This is a genomic window from Gordonia hydrophobica NBRC 16057, assembly GCF_001592365.1.
GTDB lineage: Bacteria > Actinomycetota > Actinomycetes > Mycobacteriales > Mycobacteriaceae > Gordonia > Gordonia hydrophobica.
Genome location: NZ_BCWU01000011.1, coordinates 131,328 through 157,190, shown reverse-complemented (window position 1 = coordinate 157,190; position 25,863 = coordinate 131,328). Strand labels below are relative to the sequence as shown.

Here is a 25,863-nt window from a genome sequence, read left to right as displayed (position 1 = left end):
ACGTGTCGGGGCGACGGGGCGACCTAAGCGGGGGCGTGCGGGGTCGGGGAACGGGATCGCGTCCACCAGGGTTCGGGTGTAGTCCGTGGCTGGCTGGATGAAGATCCGCGTCGCACTTCCGGACTCCACGACTCGGCCGGCTTTGAGCACGGTCACGCGGTCGGAGACCTGGCGTACGACGGCCAGATCGTGACTGATGAACAGTGCGGCGAAGCCGATGTCGGCCTGCAGTTGAGCGAACAGGTCGAGGACGCGGGCCTGAACAGAGACGTCGAGCGCACTCGTCGGCTCATCGGCGATGAGAAGCTCTGGGTCAGTCGACAATGCACGCGCGAGCGCGACTCGTTGACGTTGCCCACCGGAGAGCTCATGCGGAAGTCGGGCCGCGAACGACGTCGGAAGCTGAACTGCGGTCAGCAGTTCGGCGACGCGAGTGGCGCGCGAACGTCGATCACCAATGCCCTGGATCTCCAACGGCTCCCGGATCGATTCGGCAACCGTGAATCGGGGATCGAGCGACGCCGTCGGGTCCTGCGGCACAAAGGCGATGCGGCGTCGAGCGGCGCGCAGTTCCTTTCCTGACAACTTGGCGAAGTCTTGGCCGTCGACCAGGATGCGGCCGGACGAGAGCGGAAGAGGACCTCCGATGGCACGACCCAATGTCGTCTTGCCCGACCCGGACTCACCGACCACGCCGACGACCTGCCCCGGTTGAACCACCAGCGAGACCTCCGACAACGCGACATGGGACTTGGAGCCGAACGATCCCGGATGCTCGACGGTCACCCGCTCGACGGCGACCACCGGCTTCGGGGCAGTCCGGTCTCCGGTGTCGGTTCGCTGTGTACGGTCCGCAGCGTCCAATCGAGGCACGGACGCGAGAAGCTGCCGGGTGTACGAGTCGGTGGGACGCGCGAAGATCTGCTGGACCTCGCCGGTTTCGACGGTCTCGCCCAACTGCACGACGACCACCCGGTCGGCGATCTCGGCGACCACGCCGAGGTTGTGCGTGATCAGCAGAATGCCCGCGTGCGTGCGGTCGCGGAGACGGACCAGCAGATCGAGGATCTCGCGCTGCACGGAGACGTCGAGCGCCGTCGTCGGTTCGTCAGCGAGGAGCAGCGCTGGATCGCCGGCAAGGGCCAACGCGATCACGATTCGTTGCTTCTGGCCGCCAGACAGCTGGTGAGGGTAGTACGCGATACGCTTCTCCGGATCGGGTATCTCGACGAGGCGGAGCAGTTCTACGGCGCGCTCACGTGTTTGCGACCGCGACAGCTTCTGATGGCGGGTGAGCGCTTGTCGCACCTGCCAGCCAATCGTCTGCACCGGGTTGAGAGCAGTCTGCGGTTCTTGGAAGACCATCGCCACGCGATTGCCGCGAATCTCCGTGAGCTCCCGCTCCGACAGACCGAGCACCTCCTGGCCGTCGACCTGCACGGAACCGGTGGCGGTAGCCCCGGCAGGGAGCAACCCGATGGCGGCTTTGGCGGTCATCGTCTTTCCCGAACCCGACTCGCCGACCAGCGCGACGATCTCGCCGCGGTCGACGTGCAGGCTGATTCCTGCGACCGCGGGGCGCGGGTAATCGAAGGTCACGTGGAGGTCGGTGACTTCGAGGGCGGGCACGTCGGTGTCGATGGCGGTCATCGGAGGTTCCTTCGGTCGTTCGAGATCGACTGCGCGATCAGATAGAGGCCCAAGACGAGGGCGGAGATGACGATCAGCGGCCCCAGCGAGAACCACGGATTGGTCTCGAGGTAGCTGTTTCCGGCGGCGATGAGGCCACCGAGAGACGGTGTCGGTGGGACGACGCCGACGCCGAGGTAGCCGAGCGCGCCTTCGATGAACACGCCGAGCGAAAGGGAGAGGGCGAACTGAACGCCCAGTGCCTCAACCGAATTGGGCAACACGTGCCGCAACAGCACACGGCCGGTGCCAGCCCCGCTGACGCGTGCGGCTTCGACGTACGGCTGCTCGCGAACCCGCAGCACCGCGGTCCGGACCAGGCGTCCGTAGATCGGGATCTCGGCGACGGCGATAACGATGCCGACGGTGACCGCGCCCGGACCGAGCAACGCCGCGAGGGCGATGCCGAGGATCAGAGCGGGGAAGGCGAGGATCACATCGAAGGCCCGCTGCGCGACGCTGTCGGCGAGCGGTACGGACACGGCGACGAGCCCGATGAGAGTGCCGATCGCGGCACCGACCGGCACTGCGATCGCGATGATGGCGAGATCGACCCGGATACCGATGAGCGTGCGGACGAGCACGTCACGATTGACGTCGTCGGTTCCGAACCAGTGGTCGCTGCTGGGAGACAGCAGATAGGCGCCGTCGATCTGCTGGTCGGCGCCGTAGGAGAGGAACAGCGGCCCGATCAGTCCCGCCACGATGACGGCGAGGACCAGCACGCTGCCGACCAGTCCGGATCCGTGCACCAGGCTCCGGTACAGGGGCGTCCGGGCACGCACCCCGTCGCGGTCGGCGGGAGACTCGGGAACCAGACCCGGAGCTACGTCTCGAGGGTCGGAGACCAGGGCGGACTCCGCCGCCTCGTGGTGATCGTCGGGGACGACGGCCCGCGACGGAAGGGTGTTGGGGGAGGAGGTCATCGGGCACCTGCCAATCGGATTCGGGGGTCGAGCCAGGCATGGAGAACATCGGCGGCGAGTTGGATCAGCACGAATGCCGTCACCGACAGGAGGATCAGGACCTGGACGAGGGGATAGTCACGGGCGGAGATGCCCTCTTCGGTGAGGAGTCCCAGTCCGGGCCAGCCGAAGATCGCCTCGACGAGCACGGCGCCGCCGAGCAGCGTCCCCAGAAGCAGGCCGAACGCGGTGATCGTGGACGGCAGCGCGTTGCGGAGGGCGTGCCCCAACACCACGTCGCGGCGGCTGGCCCCGGTCGCGATCGCCGTGGTGGCGTACGGCTGTGCGAGTTCGGTACGGAGCGATTCGGTGAGGAATCGGGCGAGCATCGCGCCCGCAGGCAACCCGAGAGTGAGTGCGGGCAGCAGCAGGTATTGCACCGTGATCCAGATGTCGTCGAAGAGCCCGGCAGGTGGTGTGCCGCCGGCAGGCAGGACGCGCCACCGGATGCCGAATACGGCGATGAGGACGGTACCGACGACGAAGGTGGGGAGTGCGATCGCCAGCGCATTGATGCCGGTGAGCAGGGCGTTGACAACTCGACTTCGCCAGAGGACGGCGCTCAGGCTGAGTCCGAGTCCCAGCAGCACCGCGATCACCGCGGCGGCAGCGGTCAGAACCAGGGCGTTGGTGATCCCGAACGAGATGAGATCACCGATATCGCCGCCGACCTGGTAGCTGGTACCGAAGTCGAGCGTCAGCAGGCCTGCGATCCATGCGCCGTATTGAACGAAGAACCCGCGGTCCAGCCCGAGATCGTGGCGGATCGCGGCGAGCTGGTCGGGGCCGGCGTCAGGTCCGGCGAGGGCGGCTTCGGGGCCACCGGGAATCAAACGCAGGACCGCGAAGACGAGCAGGGATGCGGCGATCAGCACGATGATCGCCGTCGGGATTCTGCGGAGCAGGTAACCGGTCATCAGGATCTCCGATCGGCGGTGGTGAGGTTGGTCCGGCTGAAGTGGAACTGGTCGCGTCGGTCCCAATCGATGTCTCGGACGGTCGGTGCCGCGGTGGCCCGCGGAATCACCACGCCGATCTCGATCAGGAACAGATCCTCGAGCCACACCCGGTCGAGGCGGCGGTAGGCGGCGAGCGCTTCCGGCGACTCCGGGTCGGCGGTCTTCCACGCGGCTTCGGAGGCCGCGGTGTACTCGGGGTTGGTGTAGTTGGACGAGTTCTTCGCGGCATTGAACGGGTACGCGGACACCGCGAGTGTCGACGGCGTGTACTGCGCGAAGGCGTGGCGGAGGATCCACAGGCCGGAGAATCCGCCGCCGATGAGCTTCGTCGACTGAATCGTGCGGTCGTTGGGAACGAGGTTGACAGTGATGCCGATCTCGCGCAGATTCGACTGCACGATCTCGGCGACGATCCGATCGGATCCGCCGATCGTGTAGTCGAGATCGATCGGCGGCACCGAACCGACCTCGCGGAGGATGGCGCGGGCGCGGTTCACGTCGTGGCGGTACGTGCGGTTGCCTGCCTCGTCGAAGGCGGGCGACGTCCGCGGCCAGGGCAGATTCACCGCGTATCCCGATCCACGGTAGACGTCCTTGATGATCCGTTCACGGTCGACGGCGAAGGCGATCGCACGACGGACGCGACGATCGGCGAGGGCCGGGTTCGCGACGTTGACGCCGACGTAGACCTGGGTTTCGCCGCTGGTCAGAGCGATGTCGCGGAACCCGTAGCGCCGGGTGGCGATCTCGTGATCGTTGTCGGTGAGGCCGTTGGCGACGTCGAGCTGGCCGGTCCGGAGCCGCGTGTACAACGACTTCGGGTCGCGTGCCTCGACGAAGGTGATGGCGGTGAGCGGTGCGGGACCGCCCCAGTAGTCCGGGTTACGAGTGAGGCGCACCGAGGTGTTCGGTGTCCACGAGTCGAAGCGGAACGGACCGGTCCCGTTGAACGCCTTCCCCGCTTTGAGTTCGTCGATACTCGAGGCATCGAGGATTGGCGCGGAGTCCAGCAGGTCGAAGATGTTGCCGACCGGGTGCGCGAGGGTGAGGACGACTCGGTGCGGGTCGCTGACGTCGTAGTCGGTGATCGCTGCTGCGGTCCGGGTGAACTGCGGTGTCCACGGACCGGCGAGATACGCGAGCAGGGAGGCACGCACATCGGCGGAGGTGAACGGCCGACCGTTGTGGAACTTGACCCCGTCGCGCAGGGTCAGCGTCAACGACCGTCCGTCCGCGGAGGTGGTCCACGAGGTGGCCAGGGACGGATGCGGAGTGAGCGTCTCGTGGTCGTAGGTGACGAGCGTGTCGAACACGTTGGACAGGACGTGCCCGTTGACGTTCCCGGTGCCGATCTGGAGGAAGGTCTTCGGCTGCAGATCGCCGATGACACCGACGCGGAGTTCACCGCCGGCAGTCACCGGGCCGGACTCGGTGGCGGTGCTCTGCTGTGCCTCGACCGCGCTGCGGCAGCCGCCGAGGCCGAGTACGACGACGACGGTCAGGAGGATGGCCCACGGTTTTCGCGAGCGCGGATATCGGAACATTGCAGGGACTGCTTTCTGATCGGGAGGGAATGAGAGCCGGGGGATTACTCGGCTTGCAGGAGATCTTTCGTCCCGAAAGGCGGAATGTATGCGTTTGCAGTCATCCCGAATCTAATCTTTGACCCCGTCTTGCGTCCTGCGGCATTCTCGCGCAGTGCCGAATAGCCCTTTCGGTGACGCGTAAGAGAAGAGGCAAGAATGTCACGCACCGATGATTCATCGATCCCGGCTCATGCTCGCGGATACGACGGCTTCGGAGGAACAGTCGGACGCACGACGTCCCAGTCGACGCCGTGGTGGCCCGACGAGCCCTCGACCCCGGAGAGGGCGCCGAACATCGTCGTCGTCCTGGTGGACGACCTCGGCTACTCGGACATCGGCCCGTTCGGCGCCGAGATCCCGACACCCCACATCGACCGGCTCGCCGACGCCGGGTTCAGATTGAGCAACTACCACACCACGCCGGTCTGCTCACCGGCCCGCGCCGCACTGCTGACCGGCGTGAACCCACACCGTGCGGGGTACGGCAGCGTCGCGAACTCCGACCCGGGATTCCCCGGCCTGCGGTTGGAACTGGCCGACGACGTCCTGACACTTCCCGAAATCCTGCGTGAGTCCGGCTATGCGACGTTCGCAGTGGGCAAGTGGCATCTGGTGCGCGACGCGGACATGAGTCCCGGCCGCTCCCGGAAGTCGTGGCCCCTGCAGCGCGGGTTCGACAGCTATTACGGATCGCTGGAGGGGCTGAACTCGTTCTTCAACCCGAACCAGTTGATCGCCGATAACTCGGTGGTGGACGTCGACGAGTACCCCGAGGGCTACTACGTGACGGACGACCTCACCGACCGCGCGATAGACCAGGTCAAGGCGTTGCGCGCACACGATGCGGACAAGCCCTTCTTTCTCTACTTCGCGCACATCGCGATGCACGGCCCGCACCAGGTGAAGGACGACGACCTCGCGCGTCACCGCGGCCGCTACCGCGAGGGGTGGGACGAGGTACGGCGCAAGCGGTTCGCCAAACAGGTGGCCGACGGCCTGTTCGATCCCGGAACGCCGATCGCCGAACGCAACACCGAACCCGGCTACGACGCGGCACCGTGGGCCGACCTCAGCGACGAACAGAAGCGTCGGTACCAGCGCTATCAGGAGGTGTACGCGGCGCTGGTCGACAGCGTGGACCAGAGCGTGGGGCGGCTGCTCGACCTCCTCGACGACTTGGAGGAACTCGACAACACCATCATCGTCTTCACCTCCGACAACGGCGGTACCGCCGAGGGCGGCGCCACCGGAACACGGTCGTACTTCAGCCAGTTCGTTCACGGCCCGGTGCCGCACGACTGGGAACGCGACGTGCCGCACGACGAAGACCTGATCGGCTCGGCCGACCTCGGCGTTCACTATCCGCGGGGCTGGGGCCAGGCATCCAACACCCCGTTCCGGTTCTACAAGGGGCAGACGTACGCGGGCGGCGTGCGCGTGCCGTTCATCGTCTCCTGGCCACGCGGGCTGCCCCGCGACGAATCCGACGACGGCGTCCGGCGACAGTTCTCCTACGTCACCGACCTGACGCCAACGCTGCTGGACCTGGCTGGTGTGCCGAGCCCGCAGACCAGGCAGGGCGTCCCGGCCGCAGACCGCGACGGCGTCAGCATCACCCCGGTTCTCCGCGATCCGGATGCGACGTCGCCGCACACCGAGCAGTACGCCGAGTTCGGCGGTCATCGCGGCTACTACCGCGACGGCTGGAAACTCCTGTCACTGCACGACCACGATCCGGCGACCGTCGACAGCCCCCGCTGGGAGTTGTACGACGTTCGCACCGACCCCGCCGAGACGACCGACGTCGCCGCTCGCCACCCCGACATCGTCGCAGAACTGGCCGCGGCCTGGGACGATGCGGCGTGGCGCAACACGGTGTTCCCGTTGTTCGACACCCCCGGCGCCGCGCAACGTCGTCGACCGGCCGAGGACGCGCGGTTCGCGTCGCCCGTCAGGATTCTCGCGGGCACACCGACGTTGGAGCGATATCGCTCCAGCAGGCTGATTGCGTACCGCGACTTCGAGATCGATGTGGAGTTGCGCGGCTGGTCGGCAGCCGACGAGGGCGTGCTGGTGGCGCACGGCGACCAGCAGGGCGGATACCTGCTGGTGGTGGAGGACGGGGCGCTGACGTTCGTCTACAACGCCTACGGTCGCATCACCCGCGTGTCCGGCGCGTTGCCCTCGGGGACCGAGTCGGTGACGCTGCGCGCGGACGCGACCCCGCACGTGCGGTGGAATTTCGAGATCCGGGCGTCCACCAGGAGCGGGGAGGTGTCGGTGGTGAGGCTGCCCGACGCCGTCCAACTCGTGGGCATGGCGCCCTGGACCGGCATCTCGGTGGGGCTCGACGCGCGGGGCGCCGTGGATCCCGAGCTCCGGCGCCGGCGCGGCGTGTTCCGGGCCGGACCGGGGCTCGTCGCCGTCACGTATCGCCCGGGTGCGGTGCGCGTGTCCGCGCAGGTCCGCCACGAGATCGACGACCACGCCGCCGACAATGCGGATTGATGCGGCTACTTTCACTCAGGCTGAATCAATACCTTTCTGGGATATCGGATCTCCTGTTTGATGAATGGACCGACCTCGGTATTCACATCCCTATTCATTTCCGGCCGACACCGCGTTTGTCGTCCGTTCCCTATTCATGGGCGAACCCTGCCTTCACCCGAGAGGAAATCATGACTGTCACTGCCATCACCAACAGCGTCGACCGAGAAGAAGCGGCGCAGCGCATCTATTCCGACGCCGAGATCAGCGTCGATAAGCTCGGCGAGAACATCGGAGCCAAGATCAGTGGCGTCCGGTTGGGCGGCGACCTGCCCGCGGAGCAGGTGGAGGCCATCCGCCTGGCCCTCGCCGTGAACAAGGTGGTCGTGTTCGGAGACCAGCAGCACCTCGACGACGACAGCCAGTACGCGTTCGCGGAGCTGCTCGGCGATCCGACGCTGCCGCACCCGACGGTCACCTCGCGCGGATCCCAGCTGCTGACGATCGAGGGCGCCGCGAACAGTTGGCACACCGATGTCTCGTTCGTTGATCGGGTCCCGAAGGCCTCGATCCTCCGCGCCGTGACCCTGCCGTCGTGGGGCGGTGCGACCACGTGGGCGTCGACCGTCGCAGCCTACGAGCAGCTGCCCGCACCCCTGCGCGCGCTGGTGGACGGACTGTGGGCCAAGCACTCGAACCTGTACGACTACGTGACCGCCGTCCACGGAGCCGACGAGGACGAGACGCAGCGTCGCGCCGAGCACTACCGAGAGTTCACCAGCGCGGAGTACGAGACCCTGCACCCGGTGGTGCGCGTTCACCCGGAGACCGGCGAGCGCAGCCTGTTGCTCGGTCACTTCGTGAAGGAGTTCCCGGCCTTGAAGCCCGCCGAGTTCGGTCCGCTCTATCAGCTGCTGCAGAACCGAGTCACGCAGCTCGAGAACACGTTCCGGTGGAACTGGAGCCTCGGCGACGTCGCGATCTGGGACAACCGCGCCACCCAGCACTACGGCATCGCCGACTTCGGCGGCCAGAAGCGCGAGCTGCACAGGATCACCCTGGCCGGCGATGTCCCGGTCAGCATCGACGGTGAGCAGAGCCGGATCCTGAAGGGCGACGCATCGCACTACTCGGTGGTCGAGGAGGCTCGTCGACTGGGGGTGTACGCAGCCTGACCACGTCCGGGTGACCGTCGCTGACCGGCTCGTCTTACGGGCCGGTCAGCGGTGTCTGGTCGCCCCGAGTGTGAAACGGAACTCTTTCGCGATTATTTGCTAACGCTTTGCTGCGTCGCGACGACACAATAGGTAGGCAGAGAGCCTGGGGGGTCGGGCTTCAGTTGGGGAAAGGGACAGGAAATGCCAACCAGTCGTCAACGACGCAAGCCTTCGCGGATCACGATCGCGCGTGTCTTCAACGGGTGGCGACGTGCTCCGCGCGCACTGTCTGAGCAGCGCGAACGTCTTGTCACTCAGCAGGAGCTCACTGAGCTGCGACTCGCACGCTGATCCCGCCGAGCTCGACGACGTCGCCGGCACGCAGTTGACGTCCGCGGCGCGTCTCGACCTCGCCGTTGACCGACACGAGTTCGTCGGCGATCACTGCTTTGGCGTCTGCGCCTGACTCGATCAGGTTGGCCAACTTCAAGAACTGCCCCAGCCGGATGCTCTCATCCCGGATCTCTATCTCGTCCACGGCCTCATTGTGCCGCTGTGTCCAGTGCTGTCCACCGTCGGGAGCGCTATTTTTGGGGGATGACAGTACCGCAGGGCGACGCTCGCGATCTGGGGGCGACGACGTCGACCCGTGAGGCCCGGCGGCACACCACCGCCAATCGGCGGTCGACGGCGACGATCGGCCGGATCTCGCACCCTCGTGGCTTCGGTCGACGCGTTCCGCAGATCGCGGGAACCGTCGCCGGGCTGTTCGCGATGGTCTCCCTGCTCTCGAGCCTCATCCCGGCGTTTCGGCATCTCATTCGGGTGCCGCGGATGTTCGTCGACGACTATCTGTTTCCGCTGCCGAGCACCAGCCTGGCCTGGACGGTGGTCCTCGGCCTGCTCGCCGTCTCGCTGACGATGCGCAAACGCATCGCGTGGTGGATCACCGTCGCCTATCTGCTGCTGTACCTGCTGCTCAATCTGCTGGTGGTGCTGGTCGCCGCCTCCGACCCGATGTGGGTGGGCGACTGGTGGGCCTCGGTCGTCGGCCTCGCGGTGGACGTCGTCCTCCTGGTGGTGCTCATCGCGAGCTACCGGCAGTTCCACACCCGGGTCCGACGCGGCGCGCTGCTGTCGTCGTTGGCGGTCCTGCTGGGCGGGTTGGCCGCCGGCGTTCTCGCCGGGTGGGGACTGGTGACGTTGGTGCCGGGCTCGCTGCACACGCGCGAACGGTTGCCGTACGCGTTCAATCACGTCGTCGCGTTCGCGATCATCGATGCGAAGCCGTTCGCAGGCCACCATGCGCCGTGGGTGATCAGCTGGCTGCTCGGCCTGTTCGGAGCGTTGGCGCTGATCGCAGCGGCCATGGTGCTGCTGCGGTCGCAGCGGCTCGACTCGCTGATGACGGCCGACGACGAACGCGTGGTCCGGGCGCTCCTTGAGGCGTACGGCGACGACGACTCGCTCGGCTACTTCTCGACCCGCCGGGACAAAGCGGTGGTCTTCGCCCCCGACGCCCGCGCGGCGATCACGTACCGCGTCGAGATGTCGACCGCGGTGGCCGGCGGCGATCCGATCGGCGACCCCGACGCCTGGTCGGAGGCGATCGCGGAGTTCGTGGCCGTGTGTGAGACCTACGGCTGGCATCCCGCGGTCCTCGGCGCCAGCACCCGCGGCGCCGAAGCACTGGCGGCAGCGGGCTTCAAAGCCATCAACCTCGGCGATGAGGCGATCCTTGACGCGGCGGGTTTCAGCCTGTCCGGCGCGTCGATGAAGGGGGTGCGTGGTTCGGTCTCACGAGTGAAACGTCTCGGGGTCTCGGTGCGCATGCGGCGGATGAAGGAACTGTCGTGGGAGGAGACCGGAGGCGTCGTGACCCGTGCCGACGCCTGGCGCGACACCAAGGAGGAACGGGGCTTCGCCATGGCGCTCGGACGCGTCGGCGATCGGTTCGACGGCGACTGCCTGCTGGTGGAGGCGGTGGAGGACGAAGGCACCGGCGACGAGAAGGTCATCGGCATGCTGTCCTTCGTCCCCTGGGGACGCAGCGGAGTGTCGCTGGACCTGATGCGACGGGACCGCAAGGGACCGAACGGGGTGGTGGAGACGATGGTCTCGGAACTCGCGCGTGAGGCGCCGAGCGTCGGGGTCACGCGGATCTCACTGAACTTCGCGACGTTTCGCGACGTCTTCGAGCAGGGCCCGCAGGTGGGGGCGCGTCCGGTCATGCGCCTGGTGTACCGGGCGCTGACCTTCCTCTCGAAGTTCTTCCAGATGGAGTCGCTGTACAAGTCGAACGCCAAGTATCAGCCGTCATGGACGCCGCGCTACATCTGTTATGAAGACGCGGGTGTGATTCCGCGGGTGGCCCTGGCCGCGATGATCGCCGAGGGATTCGTGCAGTTGCCCGGGAAGCGGCGACGCGACAAGCACTACCGGTCGGGCGTGTCCTCGATTCCAGAGGGCGTCGACGTCGACGATGTGATCGCGGAATTGCGCGCCGTGGTGCAGGAACGAACCCGCCCGATCGCGCGGCGGCCCGAGCAGGTCCGGGTGCGGCTGGACAAACTGGACCGGCTCCGGGCCGACGGCGTCGACGCCTACCCGGTCGCCCGCCCGCCGACGCACACGATCGCGCAGGCCAGGGCCGCGGAACCGGAACAGCAGGTGCGGATCGCCGGCCGGGTGACCCGGGAACGCGACTTCGGCAGGGTGACGTTCGTCGACCTGCACGATCAGAGCTGCGCGATTCAGGTGCTGGTGGAGCGCGACGCCGTCGCCGGGCAACCGCTCGATTTCGCGAGCACCGTCGACCTCGGCGACCTCCTCGAGGTCACCGGCACGGTCGGAACCAGTCGAAACGGCGAACTCTCGATCCTGGCGACCGACTGGCGACTCAACGGGAAATGCCTGCACCCCCTCCCCGACAAATGGAGCGGTCTCACCGATCCCGAGGCGCGCGTCCGCCAGCGGTACGTGGACCTCGCGGTCAACGAGCAGAGCCGACGGCTGCTGGTGACGCGCAGCGTGGTGGTGCGCGCGCTTCGGGAGCACCTCGCCGCGCAGGGCTTCCTCGAAGTGGAGACGCCGATCCTGCAGCAGGTGCACGGCGGTGCCAACGCGACGCCGTTCCGGACGCACATCAACGCCTACAACCTCGACCTCTACCTCCGGATCGCACCCGAGCTGTATCTCAAGCGGCTCTGCGTCGGCGGCATCGAGAAGGTCTTCGAAATGGGACGCAACTTCCGCAACGAGGGCGTCGACTTCTCCCACAATCCAGAATTCACCAGTCTGGAGGCGTATGCGGCGCACCACGACTACGAGTCGATGATGGTGCTCACGCGCGAGCTGATCATCGCCGCCGCGACCGCCGCGAACGGGCGCGGCGTGATCGAAAGGACCGGGGACGACGGCGTCGTCCGGACCGTCGACATCTCCGGTGAGTGGCCGGTGAAGTCTGTGCACGACGCGGTCTCGCAGGCTGCGGGGACACCCGTGACGCCGACGTCGACGGCCGACGAACTCCGCGACGTCTGTCGCGGCCTCGGGATCGCCTACCGACCTGACTGGGACGCCGGACATCTGGTGCTGGAACTCTACGAGCACCTGGTGGAGGCCCAGACCACGGTTCCGACCTTCTACAAGGATTTCCCGACGTCGACGTCACCGCTGACCCGCGGTCACCGCAGCGTCGACGGCGTCGCCGAGCGGTGGGATCTGGTCGCGTGGGGCGTCGAACTCGGCACCGCGTACTCCGAACTGACCGATCCGGTGGAACAGCGCAGACGTCTCACCGAGCAGTCGATCCTGGCCGCGGGTGGAGATCCGGAGGCCATGGAACTCGACGACGACTTCCTCACCGCACTCGAGTACGCGATGCCGCCGACCGGCGGGCTGGGTCTCGGCGTCGACCGGATCGTCATGCTGATCACCGGCCAGTCGATCCGGGAGTCGTTGGCGTTTCCGCTCGCGAAGCCGCAGACCTGAGCGAACGCCGCAGAACCTCCTGTGACGTAACCGAGCGTTACAGCAATAGCGACATCGGCCTAGACTCGGTACCCATGAGTACGCTGAACTTCACGCCCACCGCTGACCTCGTCGACGAGATCGGCCCCGACGTCCGCAGCTGTGACACCCAGTTCACCCAGTACGGCGGGAACCGCGAGTTCGCCGGCACGGTTACGACCGTTCGCTGCTTCCAGGACAACGCACTCCTCAAATCGATCCTCGGTGAGGACAACCCGGGCGGCGTACTCGTGATCGACGGCGACGCGTCGGTGCACACCGCGCTGGTCGGAGACCTCATCGCTGAACTCGCCCGCTCGCACGGGTGGGTCGGCATCATCGCCAACGGCGCCATCCGCGACGCCAAGACCATCGGCGGCATGGCCATCGGCGTGAAGGCGCTCGGCACCAACCCCCGCAAGTCCACCAAGACCGGAGCGGGTGAGCGCGATGTCCCCGTCGAACTCGGCGGAGTCACGTTCACGCCCGGCGACACCGTCTACTCCGACGACGACGGCATCGTCCTCGTCGCGCCCACCGACTGACCGGCACGCGCCGTCTGCCGACCGAGAACCACATAGGAGCACCCATGCCGAAGCCCGCACCCGCGTACTTCCAGCGTCTCGCGGCGCTGGCCGCCATCGACAACGTGGCCGACCGCCCGACCAAGCCGGTTCTCGAAGCCTTCAGCGGCGCCGAGATGGCGACCATCCCGGTGGCGACCGCCGAGGATCTCGAGCTGGCCGTCGCGCGCAGCCGCGCTGCTCAGCCCGCATGGGGTGATCGATCTGCCGCCGACCGCGCCAAGGTGATCAACCGGTTCTCCGAACTGGTGCACGAGAACGCGGAAGCGCTCATGGACATCGCGCAGGCCGAGACCGGTAAAGCGCGCATCTACGCGCAGGAAGAGGTCATCGACGTCGCCATGACCGCGCGGTACTACGCGCAGGCGGGGCCCAAGATGCTGGCCGACCGGAAGACACAGGGGATGCTCCCCGGCGCCACCGACGTCCGGATCCGGTACCAGCCGAAGGGCGTCGTCGGCGTCATCAGCCCGTGGAACTACCCGCTCACGCTCGCCGTGTCCGACGCCGTCGCGGCTCTGATCGCGGGGAACGGCGTGGTCATCAAGCCGGACAGCAACACCCCGTACTGTTGCCTCGCTCTCGCTGAACTGCTCTACCAGGCCGGTCTCCCGCGCGAGCTCTACGCCGTTGTTCCGGGGCCCGGCTCGGTGGTCGGTCAGGCGATCGTCGCCACCACCGATTACGTCATGTTCACCGGCTCGTCGGCCACCGGCGCCGCACTCGCGGCGCAGGCGGGCCAGCGGCTGATCGGGTTCTCCGCAGAGCTCGGTGGCAAGAACCCGCTGATCATCACCCGTCACGCCGACGTCGACCGCGCCGTCTCCGGCGCCGCACGCGCCTGCTTCTCGAACTCCGGTCAGCTCTGCATCTCGATCGAGCGGATCTACGTCGACCGCGCGATCGCCGACGAGTTCACCGAGAAGTTCGCCGAGCACGTCAAGAACATGACGCTGGCGGGGACCTACGACTTCACCGCCGACATGGGGTCGCTCGCCTCGGCGCAGCAGGTCGACACCGTCGAGGCCCACGTCAACGACGCCGTCGGCAAGGGCGCGAAGGTGCTGGCCGGCGGTCGTCGCCGCGCTGACCTCGGGCCGTTCTTCTTCGAGCCCACGGTCGTCGCCGACGTCACCGAGCAGATGAGGTGCTACCGCGACGAGACCTTCGGCCCGCTGGTCGCGATCTATCCCGTCGACTCCACCGACGAGGCCGTCAAGCTCGCCAACGACACCGACTACGGGCTCAATGCCAGCGTCTTCGCGGGCAGCAACGACGAGGCCCAGAAGATCGCCGAGCAGATCCATGCGGGCACCGTGAACATCAACGAGGGTTACGCGGCAGCGTGGGGCTCGACGGCGGCGCCGATGGGCGGCATGGGGATCTCCGGCATGGGTCGACGCCACGGTGAAGAAGGCCTGCTGAAGTACACCGAACCGCAGACCATCGCGACTCAGCGTTTCATCGGGCTCGACGGCATCAAGGGCATCCCGCAGAGTCTGTACCTGAAGCTGACGCCGCAGCTCATCAAGACGTTGAAGTACCTGCCGGGACGGTAGGTCCGTTACGCGGCGAGCGCCGCCCGACCTGCCGAGAGCAGGGCCGTCGACAGCCCCATGTCGGTCAGGTCGGTCGGGAGCTCGCCGTGCACCATCAGGCCCGCGCCCGCTCGAGCCAGCGCGGGGGCCATCTGGATCCCGTAGCCGCCCTGGCCTGCGAACCAACTGAAGCCGTCGACAGTGGGGTCGGGGCCGATCACCGGCGTCCGGTCCGCGGTGAAGCTGCGGAGTCCCGCCCACGACGTCGCGACGCTGCGGATCTCCAGCAGGCTCGCCTCGTTGAGTCTGTCGATGGCTCGGGCGATCTCGAGGTCGTCGGGCTTGGCGTCGGCGGGCTCCTGCAGCGTCTCGTCGGCGGGCGAGCACAGGAAGCTCGCTCCGTCGGGTTTGAAGTAGAAGTCCTCACTGGCCGACATGGTCATCGTTCGCCGCGACCCCGAGAAGCCGACGGGCAGCTCGCGCGGCCCCGCCACCATGAAGGCGGTACGACGCAGCGGCCGGATGCCGATCGGGGCGGCGCCGAAGATCTCGGCGACCTCATCGCACCAGGCGCCGGCCGCGTTCACGACGTTCCGGGTGCGCAGTTCATTGCCCTTGGCATCGCTCAGGACCCACACCGATCGTTCGCGGCGCGCGCCGACGATGCCCGCCGACTTGAGCACGTCACCGCCGCGGCGCCGGAGCCCCCGCAGAAAACCCTGGTGCAGACCGTGGACGTCGAGTTCCAACGAGCCGAAATCGACCATCGCCAATTCGGTGTATCCGGGTCGAAGCATCGGGTTCAGACGTTCGGCCGCCTCGCCGTCGAGCAACTCGATGGTCCCGCTGCGCACCGGCCCGCCGTTCACCGCCTCATGCAGGGACCGCAGACTCTGGACCTCTGCCTTCTCGGCGACGATCACGAGCGGCAGGTCGGCGACCAGCGGCCCGTCGACGAACTCGGGTGGGGCGACGAAGAAGTCGCGGCTGGCCCGGGTGAGCATGCGGACGGTTGCGTTCCCGTAGCTCTCGAGAAAGGTTGCGGCCGAGCGACCGGTGGTGTGATAGGCGAGCGTCGACTCGCGTTCGACGACGGCGACCGACTGCTGTTCGGCCAGTTCGTACGCGATGGAGACGCCTGCGATGCCGCCGCCGATGACGATTGTGTCGTAGTCGGTGGCAGCGATCGGAGCGGTGTTGTCCATGAAAGTTCCCTTCGGCAGGTCGAAGAGGCGAGATGTGTCCTCACCTCGAGCGTAGGCACGAAGTGCGAACCGTGTCGTCGTGATCGTCAGGAATCATGGCCTGCTGATTCGTGGCGATCCGAACCTGTCAGTCCGCCTGTGGTCGGCCCGCCAACCGTTCGATCAGCGGCAGCGTCCGATACGGAATCGCCTCGTGCATCACCACCGACACGGTGGTGCGGGTGACCCCGGGGACCGCGAGGACGTGACCCGCGATGCGGTACAGGTCGTCGGCGTCCGCCGCGGCGACGAGAAGTTGGAGGTCGGCGATGCCGGAGATGCCGACCACCTCGAGGACTTCGGGGATGGTGCCGAGCGAGGCGACGACCTCCTCCAGTCGATGCTGGTCGACGACCACGGCGATGTAGGCGCGGAGCGGGAACCCGAGGTCGCGCGGGTTCACCCGACGATCGAAGGGGGCGAGCAGATCCTCGGTGTCCCAACGACCCAGCCGGGTCTGGACGGTGTTGCGCGCCATGTTGACCAGGCCTGCGAGCTGAACTCCGGTGGCGCGGGGGAATGCGCAGAGGGCTTGGAGGAGGCGGGCGTCGGTGCGGTCGATTCTGGCCATAAAGACCAGTCGTACCCGAAAGTCGCCGCTAATATTGGTCAGTCTGCTCAATTGATTTGAGGTACCTTGCGCACACTGAACGCAATTGAGACCGTTACCACAGGAGCCAAGCGTGTGCGATCCACACCGACTTCCCTGAGGAGGCTGACATGTCTGACATCGACGAAATCGTCCAGCTCGTCACCATCGCCGGCGAGCGGCACATCCACCCCGACTTCTCGACCTATGTCGACGACATCGGCATGGCCGACCTGCGGAAGCTCTATGAGGACATGGTGGTGGTGCGTCGCCTCGACGCCGAGGCCACCGCGCTGCAGCGCCAGGGCCAGCTCGGACTCTGGGCCCCGCTGCTGGGGCAGGAGGCCGCCCAGATCGGTTCCGCTCGCGCGCTCGAAGCCGATGACTTCGTCTTCCCCAGCTACCGTGAGCACGGCGTCGCGTACTGTCGCGGCGTGCCGCTCAAGGAGCTGATGCCGTTCTGGCGCGGGACGTCGCTGTCCGGCTGGGATCCGCACAAATACAACATGGCCACGCCGGCCATCATCATCGGCGCACAGACGCTGCACGCGGCGGGCTACGGCATGGGGGTCAACTTCGACGGCGCCAACAGCGCGGTCATCACCTATTTCGGCGACGGCGCGACCAGCCAGGGCGACGTCGCGGAGGCCATGGGATTCGCTGCCAGCTTTGCCGCACCGGTCGTCTTCTTCTGCCAGAACAACCAATGGGCCATCTCCGAGCCGGTCACCCTGCAGACCAAAGCACAGATCTCGCATCGCGGCCGCGGCTACGGCATGCCGACTGTGCGGGTCGACGGCAACGACGTCCTCGCCGTGCTGGCCGTGACGCGTGCAGCATTGGAACTCGCTCGTGAAGGCGGCGGCCCGACCTTTATCGAAGCCGTGACCTATCGACGCGGTCCGCACACCACGTCTGACGACCCCACGCGCTACCGCACCGCGGACGACGACGCCGAATGGATCCGGCGCGACCCGATCGAGCGCATCCGGCTGCTTCTCGAGTCGGCGGGCGCGCTCTCGGAGCAGGACGTGAAGGCCATCGGCGAGCACGCCGACGCGGCCGCCGCCGAACTGCGCCGCGGCTGCCTGGAACTGGCGGACCCGCCGGCGCTGTCGATCTTCGACGACGCCTACGCGGAGCCCCACCCGCTGATCGACGCCGAGCGCAGAGAGTACGCGGCGTACCTCGACACGCTGGAAGCCTGATGTCCGCCGCGGCGCCCACGCGAGTCCCGCTGGGAAAGGCCGTCACTGCCGGGCTCCGCAAGGCGCTCGCCGACGACGACAAGGTGATCCTCATGGGTGAGGACATCGGCAAACTCGGCGGCGTCTTCCGGATCACCGACGGTCTGCAGGCCGAGTTCGGTGACAAACGCGTGATCGACACGCCGCTCGCCGAATCGGGAATCATCGGCACCGCAGTGGGACTGGCGTTCCGCGGTTACCGACCGGTGTGCGAGATCCAGTTCGACGGATTCATCTACCCGGCGTTCGACCAGATCGTCTCGCAGGTCGCCAAGCTCCACCACCGCACCGCGGGCGCAGTGACGATGCCACTCACCATTCGCGTGCCGTTCGGCGGCGGGATCGGCGCCGTCGAACATCATTCGGAGTCGCCCGAGGGCTACTTCGCCGCCACCGCCGGTTTGCGCGTCGTGACGTGCAGCAACGCCGCCGACGCCTACACGATGATTCAGCAGGCCATCGCCTCCGACGACCCCGTCCTGTTCTTCGAGCCCAAGCGGCGCTACTGGGAGAAGAGCGACGCGGATTTCACCGCACTGGACGCGGGCGACGCCTACCCACTGCATCAGGCGCGCATCGTCCATCCGGGCACCGATGTGACCCTGCTGGTCTACGGTCCGCTGGTCACCACCGGCCTGCAGGCGGCGACCATCGCCGCCGAGGAGGGACGCTCGATCGAGGTCGTCGACCTGCGGACCATCTCGCCGCTCGACATGGACACCATCGCCGACTCCGTCCGTCGCACCGGCCGCCTGGTGATCGCGCACGAGGCGCCGGTGTTCATGGGCGTCGGCGCGGAGATCGCCGCGCGGGTCTCGACCGAGTGCTTCTATCACCTCGAGGCACCGATCCGGCGTGTCGGGGGATTCGCGATCCCGTACCCGCCGGCCAAGCTCGAGCAGCATTTCCTCCCCGACGTCGACCGCATTCTCGAGGCCGTCGACGCCACGTTCACCGACTGAATCTGCGGAAGGCTCCTCCCATGCCCGTCATCGAGACCTTCAACCTCCCCGATCTCGGCGAGGGCCTGACCGACGCCGAACTGGTCACCTGGATGGTCGCCGTCGGCGACGTGATCGAGTTGAATCAGGAGATAGCCGAGGTCGAGACGGCGAAGGCGTCCGTCGAGCTGCCGTCGCCGTTCGCGGGCACCGTCGTCAAGCTGCATGCCGCCGAGGGCGACACCGTCGACGTCGGCAGCCCCTTCATCGACATCGAGATCGCCGCTCAGAAGGATGGAGACCATCCCGAAACCCCTACCCGCACCCCGGTTCTCGTCGGATACGGCGTCGCTGAGGAGGGCACCAGTCGACGGCGCCGCAAGACTGCAGTGGCCGCGGAGGAAGCAGACGCTGCGGCCGCACCCACGAAGCCGCTCGCCGCGCCCCCGGTCCGAAAACTCGCACGCGACCGCGGCATCGACCTCGCCGACGTGCCGCCGACCGGCTCGTCGGGGCAGGTGACTCGCGCCGACCTCGAGCGATACGACGATCAGGCAGCCGATCCGACCGCCGCCGAACCGGACCCCCTCGTCGTCTCCGGCAGTGAGGAGCGTACGCCGATCCGCGGGGTGCGGCGTCGGACCGCCGACGCGATGGTGCGCAGCGCGTTCACCGCCCCGCACGTCACCGAGTTCGTCGACGTCGACGTGACGGCCATGATGGACCTCGTCGCGCAGCTTGCCGACCACAAACGGTTCGACGGGGTGCGGATCACCCCGCTCGCCCTGGTTGCGAAGGCACTGCTCGTCGCGCTGCGCGGGAATCCGTCACTCAACTCCAGCTGGGACGAGGACGCGCAGGAGATCGTCACCAAGCACTACGTGAACCTCGGGATCGCGGCCGCGACACCCCGCGGACTCATGGTCCCGAACATCAAGAACGCACAGACGCTGAGCCTGCGGGAGCTGGCCGAGCGTCTCCGCGATCTGACCGCCGTCGCGAAGTCCGGAAAGACGCCGCCGGCCGACCTGGTGGGTGGAACCATCTCGATCACCAACGTCGGCGTGTTCGGCGTCGACTCTGGAACTCCGATCATCAATCCCGGCGAGGCCGCGATCCTGTGCTTCGGCGCCGTCCGCCGTCGCCCGTGGGAGTGGCAGGGCGAGGTCGTGCTGCGGCAGGTGACCACCCTGAGCCTGTCGTTCGATCACCGCCTGGTCGACGGCGAGCAGGGCTCGATCTTCCTGGCCACGATCGCCGACGTCCTCGCCGACCCGCTGTCGTTGATCGCGTTGAGCTAGCGTCCCGGTGACGGCCGCCCAGGTTGGTCGAGTGCTGCCTGCGAGCGGAGCGAGCACGCAGTCTCTCGAGACCTCGTGCAACCGGCACTGACTGCAGCGACTTTCGCCGCCATCACGCGAGCCAGACGTCCTCGTACCCGCGATCATCGATGATGAACTTCGATCCGTGGGGAAGTCCGAGGTAGGGGACTGCCAGCGGGAGTATCTCGGAGAGCTTGGTGAGGTGCAAAGCCTGGTAGAAGTCCTCGGCGTCGGAGTATTCGCCGCAATGGATGAACCAACTCGTCGTATACCCCTCGAGCAGAACGATCCGCGTCCCATACACCGGCATGGCCCCGATCGTCGACAATGCGACGGCGACCATCGGTTCGGGCGCCACCGCGGAGTAGCCGAATCGGCGACAGACGTCCTGCTGAGCTTGCGTGACGTCGCCAGCACGCGCCGACATCAGACCCGGTCCGCTACGTAGTTCGCTGCCTGCTCCATCATGCCGTTGACGGGGTAGAGGAGGTGTAGCGCGTTGGGGCCGCCGAGCGGAGCGCCGTTGCAGATGGTGTCGCCCTGGGCGCAGTAGCGCGCGGTCTTGCCGCGGTAGGCGGCCTGCGGGGTGATGGCCGGCGCACCGGCCTCGCGGATGAAGCGCTTGGACGGCGGACCGAACTCGACGACCGCGGCGACGTGCTTCGCGATCTCGGCGGGCAGCGGCTTCGGGACGTACGAGTCGAACTCGGAGTACTTCGCCGGGATCTTGATCGACGAGCTGATCGTGTACCCGGCCAGCGCCGCGCCCTGCGAGTAGCCGCCGAGAACGATCTTCGTGTCCGGGCAGGTCGCCGCGATCGACATCATCCGACGCTGCGCGTACTCGACGCCCTTGACGAACGACTCCGCGAACTTGAGCTTCTCGGTGAAGTCGGAGCTGGCCGCGTACTGCACTGCCTCCACGCGGACCGACTTGCCGTGCAGACGGTCGCGAACGGCATTTCCGAATGCGATCCCGGTGACGCCGAGCGGCGGAGCGGTCTCGGCGGTGCCGCGGGCGAAGAGGACGTGGACGTCGACGCAGTGGGGTGCGGCGACGGCAGGCGAACTACCCGTCGACGCGCCGCCGACGGCCAGGCCGCTCGCCGCCAACGTCACGCACGACAGAAGAACGAGGATTCGGCGAAGTATCACGCGATCAGCGTACAGCGGTGGGGTTCACGTTCAACCGGGCGAGGAGGTCGTTGTCGATGGCGGTGAGCTCGTTGTCGATCGCACGCTGCGCGTTCTTCCGCTGTTGCGGCGGCATCGTGTCGGCCGCGTCGGCCGCCACCTTCAAGTTGTTCAGGCGTGCGTTCATCGCCGCGACGAACTCCTGGCCTTCCGGGGTCGTCTCGAGTTCAGCGACCTGGCCAGCGGTCTCCTGGCAGGCGGCGATCCGCGCGCGCAGCGTGGCGCTCGGTCCTCCGTACTGGGTCAACAGGGCGGGCGCGACGCCGGCGCGGTGCGCCTGCACCGCGGTCACCTGGCTGCGGGCACTGACCGCTGCACGATAGGCGATCGGGACGACGATGGGCGCCACCATCCGCCCGACAGCCAGGTATCGCTTCATCTTGGCGGGGGTGAAGAAGGCCGCGGCAGCGTCGGCCTTGGCCTGTTCCGCAATCGCCTTCGCCTCGGCGGCCGCAGTCTTCTGCTGGACCTTGCCGGAGGTCTTGATCGTCTTGCGATCCTGCTTGTGGGCGCGCTTGGCGTATTTGTGCTCGTCCTTCAACTGTCGCTTCGCTTGTTTGCGGCTCTCGTGGGATTCCGCCTCGGCCTGCACCTTCGCGCGAGTGCGGATCATCTTCTCTTCCGCTTTGCGAATCTTGGCGTCGGCCTTGCGCTGGGTCCTCTTCGAGCCCATGGATGAGAACAGTCCCATGATGACCTTTCCCGTCGGATACCCGACTCCTGCGATCAGTTGTCTCCAGCTTTGCATAGTCTCAGTGGGTAATGAACAACTCGGCCCGCCGCGGCCGTGTTGCCTGCGACAGCGAAAGTAGAGGCCGATCACGTGGGATCTGCGATTCTTGGCGCGCGGAACCTCACGGGCTGTGAACACCGACTGGCACTCGATTTCGCCCCCGCAGAGGATGCGTCGCGCACACCGGAGAGCGCCGAAGCCAACCGGCGGATCGAAGCAGCGCAGGCCCACCGTCGACAGGTGATCGATCTGCTGCGCGGATTCCAGAGCGACCGCGAGACGGGCGCCGCGGTGCTCGTCGACGACCCGGATCACCGTGGACGTGTCGGCGCGACCCGCGCCGCAATGGACGCGGGCGCCGAATGGATCCTGCAGGCGACGCTCCCGACCGATACGGAGCGCGGTCGACGCGGCCACGCCGAAGCGCTGGTCCGGCAGGGCGGCGGCTACGTCCCGATCATCATCGTCAACCACCGGGTCACGACGGTCATCGCCGAACCGCGGTTGGACGAGACCCCGGCGCTGCAGACGAGCCCGCTGTTCGGCTGGCATCCGGAGCCAGACCCGACCCGCTCGTTCCGCAGCCAGCGGCGCGACGTGATGCGCCTGGCCCAACTCGCAGCGATGCTCGACGACCTGGGACGGCTGCATGCGCCGCGAACCGAGGCGGTCGGTGGTCTCATCGGCCTCGATGCGGACTGCGTGGTGGTCGTGCCGCTCGGCGAGATCGCCGATGAGTACGACGAGAGCTTCGCCCGCCGCCGGGCCATCGCCGAGGGAACCGTCGCGACCGCACCGCGCAAGGTCAGCGAATGCCGCAGCTGCCACTGGTGGCCGCAGTGCGAGGCGCGACTGATCCAGCAGCGCGATGTGAGTTTGGTCGTCGGCGGCAACCAGGGCCGCATCCTGCGTGACGCAGGCATCGTGACGATCGACAAACTGGCCGATTACCGCGGCCGTGAGCCCGACGAGTGGGTCGGGTCGACGAAGTTCGCGGACACCGTCGTGTCCGCGAAGTCGTGGGTGCGCGGCATTCCGCTGGTCCGGCGTCGCGACCGCCCACGAGTGCACCGCGCCGACATCGAGGTGGATGTCGACATGGAGAGCTTCTCCGAACGCGGAGCCTATCTGTGGGGCACGCTCCTGACCGACAACACCGATCCAGAGCGCCCCGTCGTCTACCGTCCGTTCGTCACCTGGGATCCGTTGCCGACGCGCGACGAGGGGCGGTCGTTCGCCGCGTTCTGGGCGTGGTTGATGACTGAACGGAACGCGGCGCACGAGGCGGACAAGACGTTCGCCGCCTACTGCTACTCGCAGCACGCAGAGAATCGATGGCTCCGCGGAAGCGCCGACCGATTCGGCGACCTGCCGGGCGTCCCGTCACGGAAGACCGTCGACGCGTTCATCGCGTCGACCGAGTGGGTGGACGTCTTCGAAGCGGTCGGAGACAACTTCGTGTGCCCGAAGGGCAAGGGGCTCAAGCGGATCGCGCCGGTCGCCGGCTTCAATTGGCGGGACGACGAGGCCGGCGGCGAAGCGTCGATGGAGTGGTACGCCGCCGCCGTCGCGCTCGACGGCGCGGACCTCGACCTCACCCAACGCGACCGGCTGCTGGAGTACAACGAAGACGATGTGCGCGCGACGAAAGTCCTGCGCGAGTGGATCGCGGGCGACGATGTGCTGGTGTTGCCGCTGGCGGACGATCTGCTGGCGGAGAATTTCCGAAGCGTAGCGGAGGAGGTCGAGTGGCGCTGAGTGAGCCTGCGAGCCCAGGGGTGTACCGAGACATGGGTGAGGTGCGCTGGGTTGAGGCCCGAGTGAGGTGCGCTGGGTTCCAGCGCACCTCACTAGGTCTCGACCGATTCTCGGCTAACGCCTCGCGAATCGGCTCGACCCGCGACTCCGTCGCGCGACTCCGTCGCGCTACCTCGGGGCCATGCGCAGGGCGCCGTCCATGCGGATGGTCTCACCGTTCAGGTAGTCGTGCGAGACGATGAAGGCGGCGAGGTCGGCGTACTCGGTGGGCTCGCCGAGACGCTGCGGGAACGGGATTCCGGCCTCGAGGGTCTTCTTGAACTCGTCGGTGACGCCGGCGAGCATCGGGGTGTTGATGGTGCCGGGGGCGATGGTGCAGACACGGACGCCGGCGCGGGCGAGGTCACGCGCGGCAGAGATGGTCATCGCGTGAACGGCGCCCTTGGACGCGGTGTACGCGATCTGGCCGATCTGCCCCTCGAAGGCTGCGACGGACGCGGTGTTGATGACGACGCCGCGGGCGCCGTCATCGGTCAGCGCGGACTCGTGCTGCATGCGGTTCGCGGCCAGTCGCATCACATTGAACGTGCCGACGGTGTTGATCTCGAGGACCTTGCGGAACAAGTCCAGATCGTGCGGACCCTCCTTGCCGAGGATGCGCGACGCCCAACCCACACCGGCGCAGTTCACGGCGACGCGCAGCGGGAGGCCTGCTTCGACGACCTGGTCGATGACGCCCTGAACCTGCTCCTCGCTGGTCACATCGGCGGCGACGAGCTGCACGTTCGGGACGGACTCGGCCTTCTCGATCGAGGGCGCGAGATCGATGCCGAAGACCGTGGCACCCTGCTCGGTGAATCGCTTGGCAGTGGCTGCTCCGAGGCCGGAGGCGGCGCCGGTGACGATGACGGCGGAGCCGGTGACGTCCATGGGTGACTTCCTTTCACAACGATGAGCCCCGAGTTCGGGACCGGACAGGAAGTGACTCTAACGCAAAAATGCGCGCCGACCGAGCGATCGCTCAGGGGAGGGTGGTGGAATCCCGGTTCTCGACGGTCGGCGTGGCGGCTGCCCGTGGAACGGCCGCGGCCTCGGCACGACGGCGTCGATGCGTCGCGCGAATCCACGCGACGCCCGCGACGGCGATGATCACGGCGGCGGGCACGGTGACACCGATCGCCCAGGCGGGTGCGTGGGAAAGGCCCTCGTAGAGGAGCCACGCGGCGAAGCCGAAGAACAGCACGGCGGCGCCGATCGCGATGGACCGCTCGGGCAGGTGCTTGCCGAGCAGACGGCCGACACCGATCGCCAGCGCGTCGGCGGCCACCATGCCGATGGTGGAACCGATCCAGACGCCCAGCCAGTCGTTGTTGGTGGCGAGGGTGATGGTGGCGAGCATCGTCTTGTCGCCGAGTTCGGCGAGGGTGAACGAGCTCATCACCGCCAGGAACACCGACGCGCCGACCCGCTTGGCGCGGGCGGACTCCTCGTCGTCGAGCTCGTCACCGCGGAGCGTCCACAGGCCGAATGCGAGCATCGACAGGCCGGCGAGAATCGACATCAGATCGGTCGGAATCGACACGCCGAGGAAGTGACCGAAGAACACGGACACCGCGTGCACCAGCGTGGTTGCCGTCAGAATGGCGCTCAGCACCACCCACCAGCGGTATCGCAGAGCGTAGGTCATGGCCATGAGCTGGGACTTGTCTCCCAACTCGGCGATGAAGATCACGCCGAAGCTCAAGATCAGGGCTGCGAACATACCGCCACGGTAGGGCGGCCTCGACACCGCATGCAACAGTCGGAACCGGCGCAAAAGCGCAGGTGGGGAAGCCAAATGAGGAGCTTCGGCGAGCCGA

21 protein-coding genes are annotated in these 25,863 nt (G+C 67.3%); 9 read left to right on the top strand and 12 right to left on the bottom strand.

Annotation, left to right across the window (positions count from 1 at the left end):
* From GH2_RS17405 to GH2_RS17390, 4 genes are all read right to left on the bottom strand, one after another.
* A partial coding sequence (locus GH2_RS17405) for a dipeptide ABC transporter ATP-binding protein (protein WP_066170932.1) occupies positions 1–1,650 on the bottom strand: 1,650 nt, incomplete at its 3' end.
* Complete coding sequence (locus GH2_RS17400; protein ID WP_084247591.1) at positions 1,647–2,615, bottom strand: ABC transporter permease; 969 nt, start codon at positions 2,613–2,615, stop codon at positions 1,647–1,649. The genes GH2_RS17400 and GH2_RS17405, both read right to left, overlap by 4 nt.
* Positions 2,612–3,571, bottom strand: coding sequence for an ABC transporter permease (locus GH2_RS17395; protein WP_066170928.1), 960 nt, complete (start codon positions 3,569–3,571; stop codon positions 2,612–2,614). Before GH2_RS17395 ends, GH2_RS17400 begins: the two co-directional genes overlap by 4 nt.
* Positions 3,571–5,157, bottom strand: a complete 1,587-nt coding sequence (locus GH2_RS17390; RefSeq protein WP_066170926.1) for an ABC transporter substrate-binding protein — start codon at positions 5,155–5,157, stop codon at positions 3,571–3,573. Before GH2_RS17390 ends, GH2_RS17395 begins: the two co-directional genes overlap by 1 nt.
* 198 nt (positions 5,158–5,355) lie before the next feature.
* On the opposite strand from GH2_RS17390, the gene GH2_RS17385 reads away from it, so the two are divergent.
* Together GH2_RS17385 and GH2_RS17380 are read left to right on the top strand one after the other, a co-directional pair.
* Entirely contained in the window at positions 5,356–7,707 is a 2,352-nt protein-coding gene (locus tag GH2_RS17385) for an arylsulfatase (protein WP_066170923.1), read from the top strand.
* A gap of 170 nt (positions 7,708–7,877) precedes the next feature.
* Positions 7,878–8,861 carry a TauD/TfdA dioxygenase family protein gene (locus GH2_RS17380; protein ID WP_066170920.1) on the top strand — a complete coding sequence of 328 codons (984 nt, stop codon included), beginning with the start codon at positions 7,878–7,880 and terminating at the stop codon, positions 8,859–8,861.
* A gap of 307 nt (positions 8,862–9,168) precedes the next feature.
* Here the strand turns inward: GH2_RS17380 and GH2_RS17375 are convergent, their stop codons facing one another.
* A complete protein-coding gene (locus GH2_RS17375; protein WP_066170917.1) occupies positions 9,169–9,381 on the bottom strand; it encodes an RNA-binding S4 domain-containing protein in 213 nt (70 codons plus the stop codon).
* Positions 9,382–9,440: 59 nt separating this feature from the next.
* Between GH2_RS17375 and lysX the strand changes: the two genes are divergently transcribed.
* From lysX to GH2_RS17360, 3 genes are all read left to right on the top strand, one after another.
* Entirely contained in the window at positions 9,441–12,836 is a 3,396-nt protein-coding gene (lysX, locus tag GH2_RS17370) for a bifunctional lysylphosphatidylglycerol synthetase/lysine--tRNA ligase LysX (protein ID WP_066170914.1), read from the top strand.
* 74 nt (positions 12,837–12,910) lie between these two features.
* Entirely contained in the window at positions 12,911–13,399 is a 489-nt protein-coding gene (gene rraA / locus GH2_RS17365; protein ID WP_066170911.1) for a ribonuclease E activity regulator RraA, read from the top strand.
* 44 nt (positions 13,400–13,443) lie between these two features.
* Entirely contained in the window at positions 13,444–14,997 is a 1,554-nt protein-coding gene (locus tag GH2_RS17360) for a succinic semialdehyde dehydrogenase (protein WP_066170908.1), read from the top strand.
* A 5-nt stretch (positions 14,998–15,002) separates the two neighbouring features.
* Here the strand turns inward: GH2_RS17360 and GH2_RS17355 are convergent, their stop codons facing one another.
* The gene (locus GH2_RS17355) at positions 15,003–16,181 is read right to left on the bottom strand and encodes an NAD(P)/FAD-dependent oxidoreductase (RefSeq protein ID WP_066170905.1); all 1,179 of its coding nucleotides are present in this window, start codon (positions 16,179–16,181) and stop codon (positions 15,003–15,005) included.
* A gap of 127 nt (positions 16,182–16,308) precedes the next feature.
* Positions 16,309–16,791: an Lrp/AsnC family transcriptional regulator gene (locus GH2_RS17350; RefSeq protein ID WP_066170903.1), complete on the bottom strand. Its 483-nt coding sequence runs from the start codon at positions 16,789–16,791 to the stop codon at positions 16,309–16,311.
* Positions 16,792–16,940: 149 nt separating this feature from the next.
* Between GH2_RS17350 and pdhA the strand changes: the two genes are divergently transcribed.
* Genes pdhA through GH2_RS17335 form a run of 3 tightly spaced genes read left to right on the top strand, consistent with a single transcriptional unit; the run spans position 16,941 to position 20,298 of the window.
* A complete protein-coding gene (gene pdhA, locus GH2_RS17345; protein WP_066170900.1) occupies positions 16,941–18,017 on the top strand; it encodes a pyruvate dehydrogenase (acetyl-transferring) E1 component subunit alpha in 1,077 nt (358 codons plus the stop codon).
* The gene (locus GH2_RS17340; RefSeq protein WP_066170899.1) at positions 18,017–19,018 is read left to right on the top strand and encodes an alpha-ketoacid dehydrogenase subunit beta; all 1,002 of its coding nucleotides are present in this window, start codon (positions 18,017–18,019) and stop codon (positions 19,016–19,018) included. The genes pdhA and GH2_RS17340 overlap by 1 nt, the downstream gene beginning before the upstream one ends.
* A 20-nt stretch (positions 19,019–19,038) precedes the next feature.
* Positions 19,039–20,298, top strand: coding sequence for a dihydrolipoamide acetyltransferase family protein (locus GH2_RS17335; protein ID WP_066170897.1), 1,260 nt, complete (start codon positions 19,039–19,041; stop codon positions 20,296–20,298).
* 112 nt (positions 20,299–20,410) lie between these two features.
* Here the strand turns inward: GH2_RS17335 and GH2_RS17330 are convergent, their stop codons facing one another.
* The 3 genes from GH2_RS17330 to GH2_RS17320 are packed head-to-tail and all read right to left on the bottom strand — an operon-like array spanning position 20,411 to position 22,204.
* Positions 20,411–20,746 (bottom strand): immunity protein Imm33 domain-containing protein, encoded by a 336-nt coding sequence (locus GH2_RS17330; protein WP_066170895.1) that lies wholly within the window; start codon positions 20,744–20,746, stop codon positions 20,411–20,413.
* Complete coding sequence (locus GH2_RS17325) at positions 20,746–21,474, bottom strand: cutinase family protein (protein WP_307825426.1); 729 nt, start codon at positions 21,472–21,474, stop codon at positions 20,746–20,748. The genes GH2_RS17330 and GH2_RS17325 overlap by 1 nt, the downstream gene beginning before the upstream one ends.
* Before the next feature lie 4 nt (positions 21,475–21,478).
* The gene (locus GH2_RS17320; protein ID WP_066170892.1) at positions 21,479–22,204 is read right to left on the bottom strand and encodes a DUF6474 family protein; all 726 of its coding nucleotides are present in this window, start codon (positions 22,202–22,204) and stop codon (positions 21,479–21,481) included.
* A gap of 132 nt (positions 22,205–22,336) precedes the next feature.
* Between GH2_RS17320 and GH2_RS17315 the strand changes: the two genes are divergently transcribed.
* Positions 22,337–24,004: a TM0106 family RecB-like putative nuclease gene (locus GH2_RS17315; protein WP_066170889.1), complete on the top strand. Its 1,668-nt coding sequence runs from the start codon at positions 22,337–22,339 to the stop codon at positions 24,002–24,004.
* A 168-nt stretch (positions 24,005–24,172) separates the two neighbouring features.
* On the opposite strand, the gene GH2_RS17310 is transcribed toward GH2_RS17315, so the two are convergent.
* A complete protein-coding gene (locus GH2_RS17310; RefSeq protein WP_066170886.1) occupies positions 24,173–24,934 on the bottom strand; it encodes an SDR family oxidoreductase in 762 nt (253 codons plus the stop codon).
* Between the two features lie 91 nt (positions 24,935–25,025).
* The gene (locus tag GH2_RS17305) at positions 25,026–25,766 is read right to left on the bottom strand and encodes a TMEM165/GDT1 family protein (RefSeq protein WP_066170883.1); all 741 of its coding nucleotides are present in this window, start codon (positions 25,764–25,766) and stop codon (positions 25,026–25,028) included.
* Positions 25,767–25,863: the final 97 nt, after the last annotated feature.

Bases quoted from the DNA above. Each gene is read 5' to 3' on its own strand.
- GH2_RS17400 (WP_084247591.1), bottom strand. From the start codon at position 2,615: ATGACCTCCTCCCCCAACACCCTTCCGTCGCGGGCCGTCGTCCCCGAC.
- GH2_RS17395 (WP_066170928.1), bottom strand. From the start codon at position 3,571: ATGACCGGTTACCTGCTCCGCAGAATCCCGACGGCGATCATCGTGCTG.
- GH2_RS17390 (WP_066170926.1), bottom strand. From the start codon at position 5,157: ATGTTCCGATATCCGCGCTCGCGAAAACCGTGGGCCATCCTCCTGACC.
- GH2_RS17385 (WP_066170923.1), top strand. From the start codon at position 5,356: ATGTCACGCACCGATGATTCATCGATCCCGGCTCATGCTCGCGGATAC.
- GH2_RS17380 (WP_066170920.1), top strand. From the start codon at position 7,878: ATGACTGTCACTGCCATCACCAACAGCGTCGACCGAGAAGAAGCGGCG.
- lysX (WP_066170914.1), top strand. From the start codon at position 9,441: ATGACAGTACCGCAGGGCGACGCTCGCGATCTGGGGGCGACGACGTCG.
- rraA (WP_066170911.1), top strand. From the start codon at position 12,911: ATGAGTACGCTGAACTTCACGCCCACCGCTGACCTCGTCGACGAGATC.
- GH2_RS17360 (WP_066170908.1), top strand. From the start codon at position 13,444: ATGCCGAAGCCCGCACCCGCGTACTTCCAGCGTCTCGCGGCGCTGGCC.
- GH2_RS17355 (WP_066170905.1), bottom strand. From the start codon at position 16,181: ATGGACAACACCGCTCCGATCGCTGCCACCGACTACGACACAATCGTC.
- GH2_RS17350 (WP_066170903.1), bottom strand. From the start codon at position 16,791: ATGGCCAGAATCGACCGCACCGACGCCCGCCTCCTCCAAGCCCTCTGC.
- pdhA (WP_066170900.1), top strand. From the start codon at position 16,941: ATGTCTGACATCGACGAAATCGTCCAGCTCGTCACCATCGCCGGCGAG.
- GH2_RS17340 (WP_066170899.1), top strand. From the start codon at position 18,017: ATGTCCGCCGCGGCGCCCACGCGAGTCCCGCTGGGAAAGGCCGTCACT.
- GH2_RS17335 (WP_066170897.1), top strand. From the start codon at position 19,039: ATGCCCGTCATCGAGACCTTCAACCTCCCCGATCTCGGCGAGGGCCTG.
- GH2_RS17330 (WP_066170895.1), bottom strand. From the start codon at position 20,746: ATGTCGGCGCGTGCTGGCGACGTCACGCAAGCTCAGCAGGACGTCTGT.
- GH2_RS17320 (WP_066170892.1), bottom strand. From the start codon at position 22,204: ATGGGACTGTTCTCATCCATGGGCTCGAAGAGGACCCAGCGCAAGGCC.
- GH2_RS17310 (WP_066170886.1), bottom strand. From the start codon at position 24,934: ATGGACGTCACCGGCTCCGCCGTCATCGTCACCGGCGCCGCCTCCGGC.
- GH2_RS17305 (WP_066170883.1), bottom strand. From the start codon at position 25,766: ATGTTCGCAGCCCTGATCTTGAGCTTCGGCGTGATCTTCATCGCCGAG.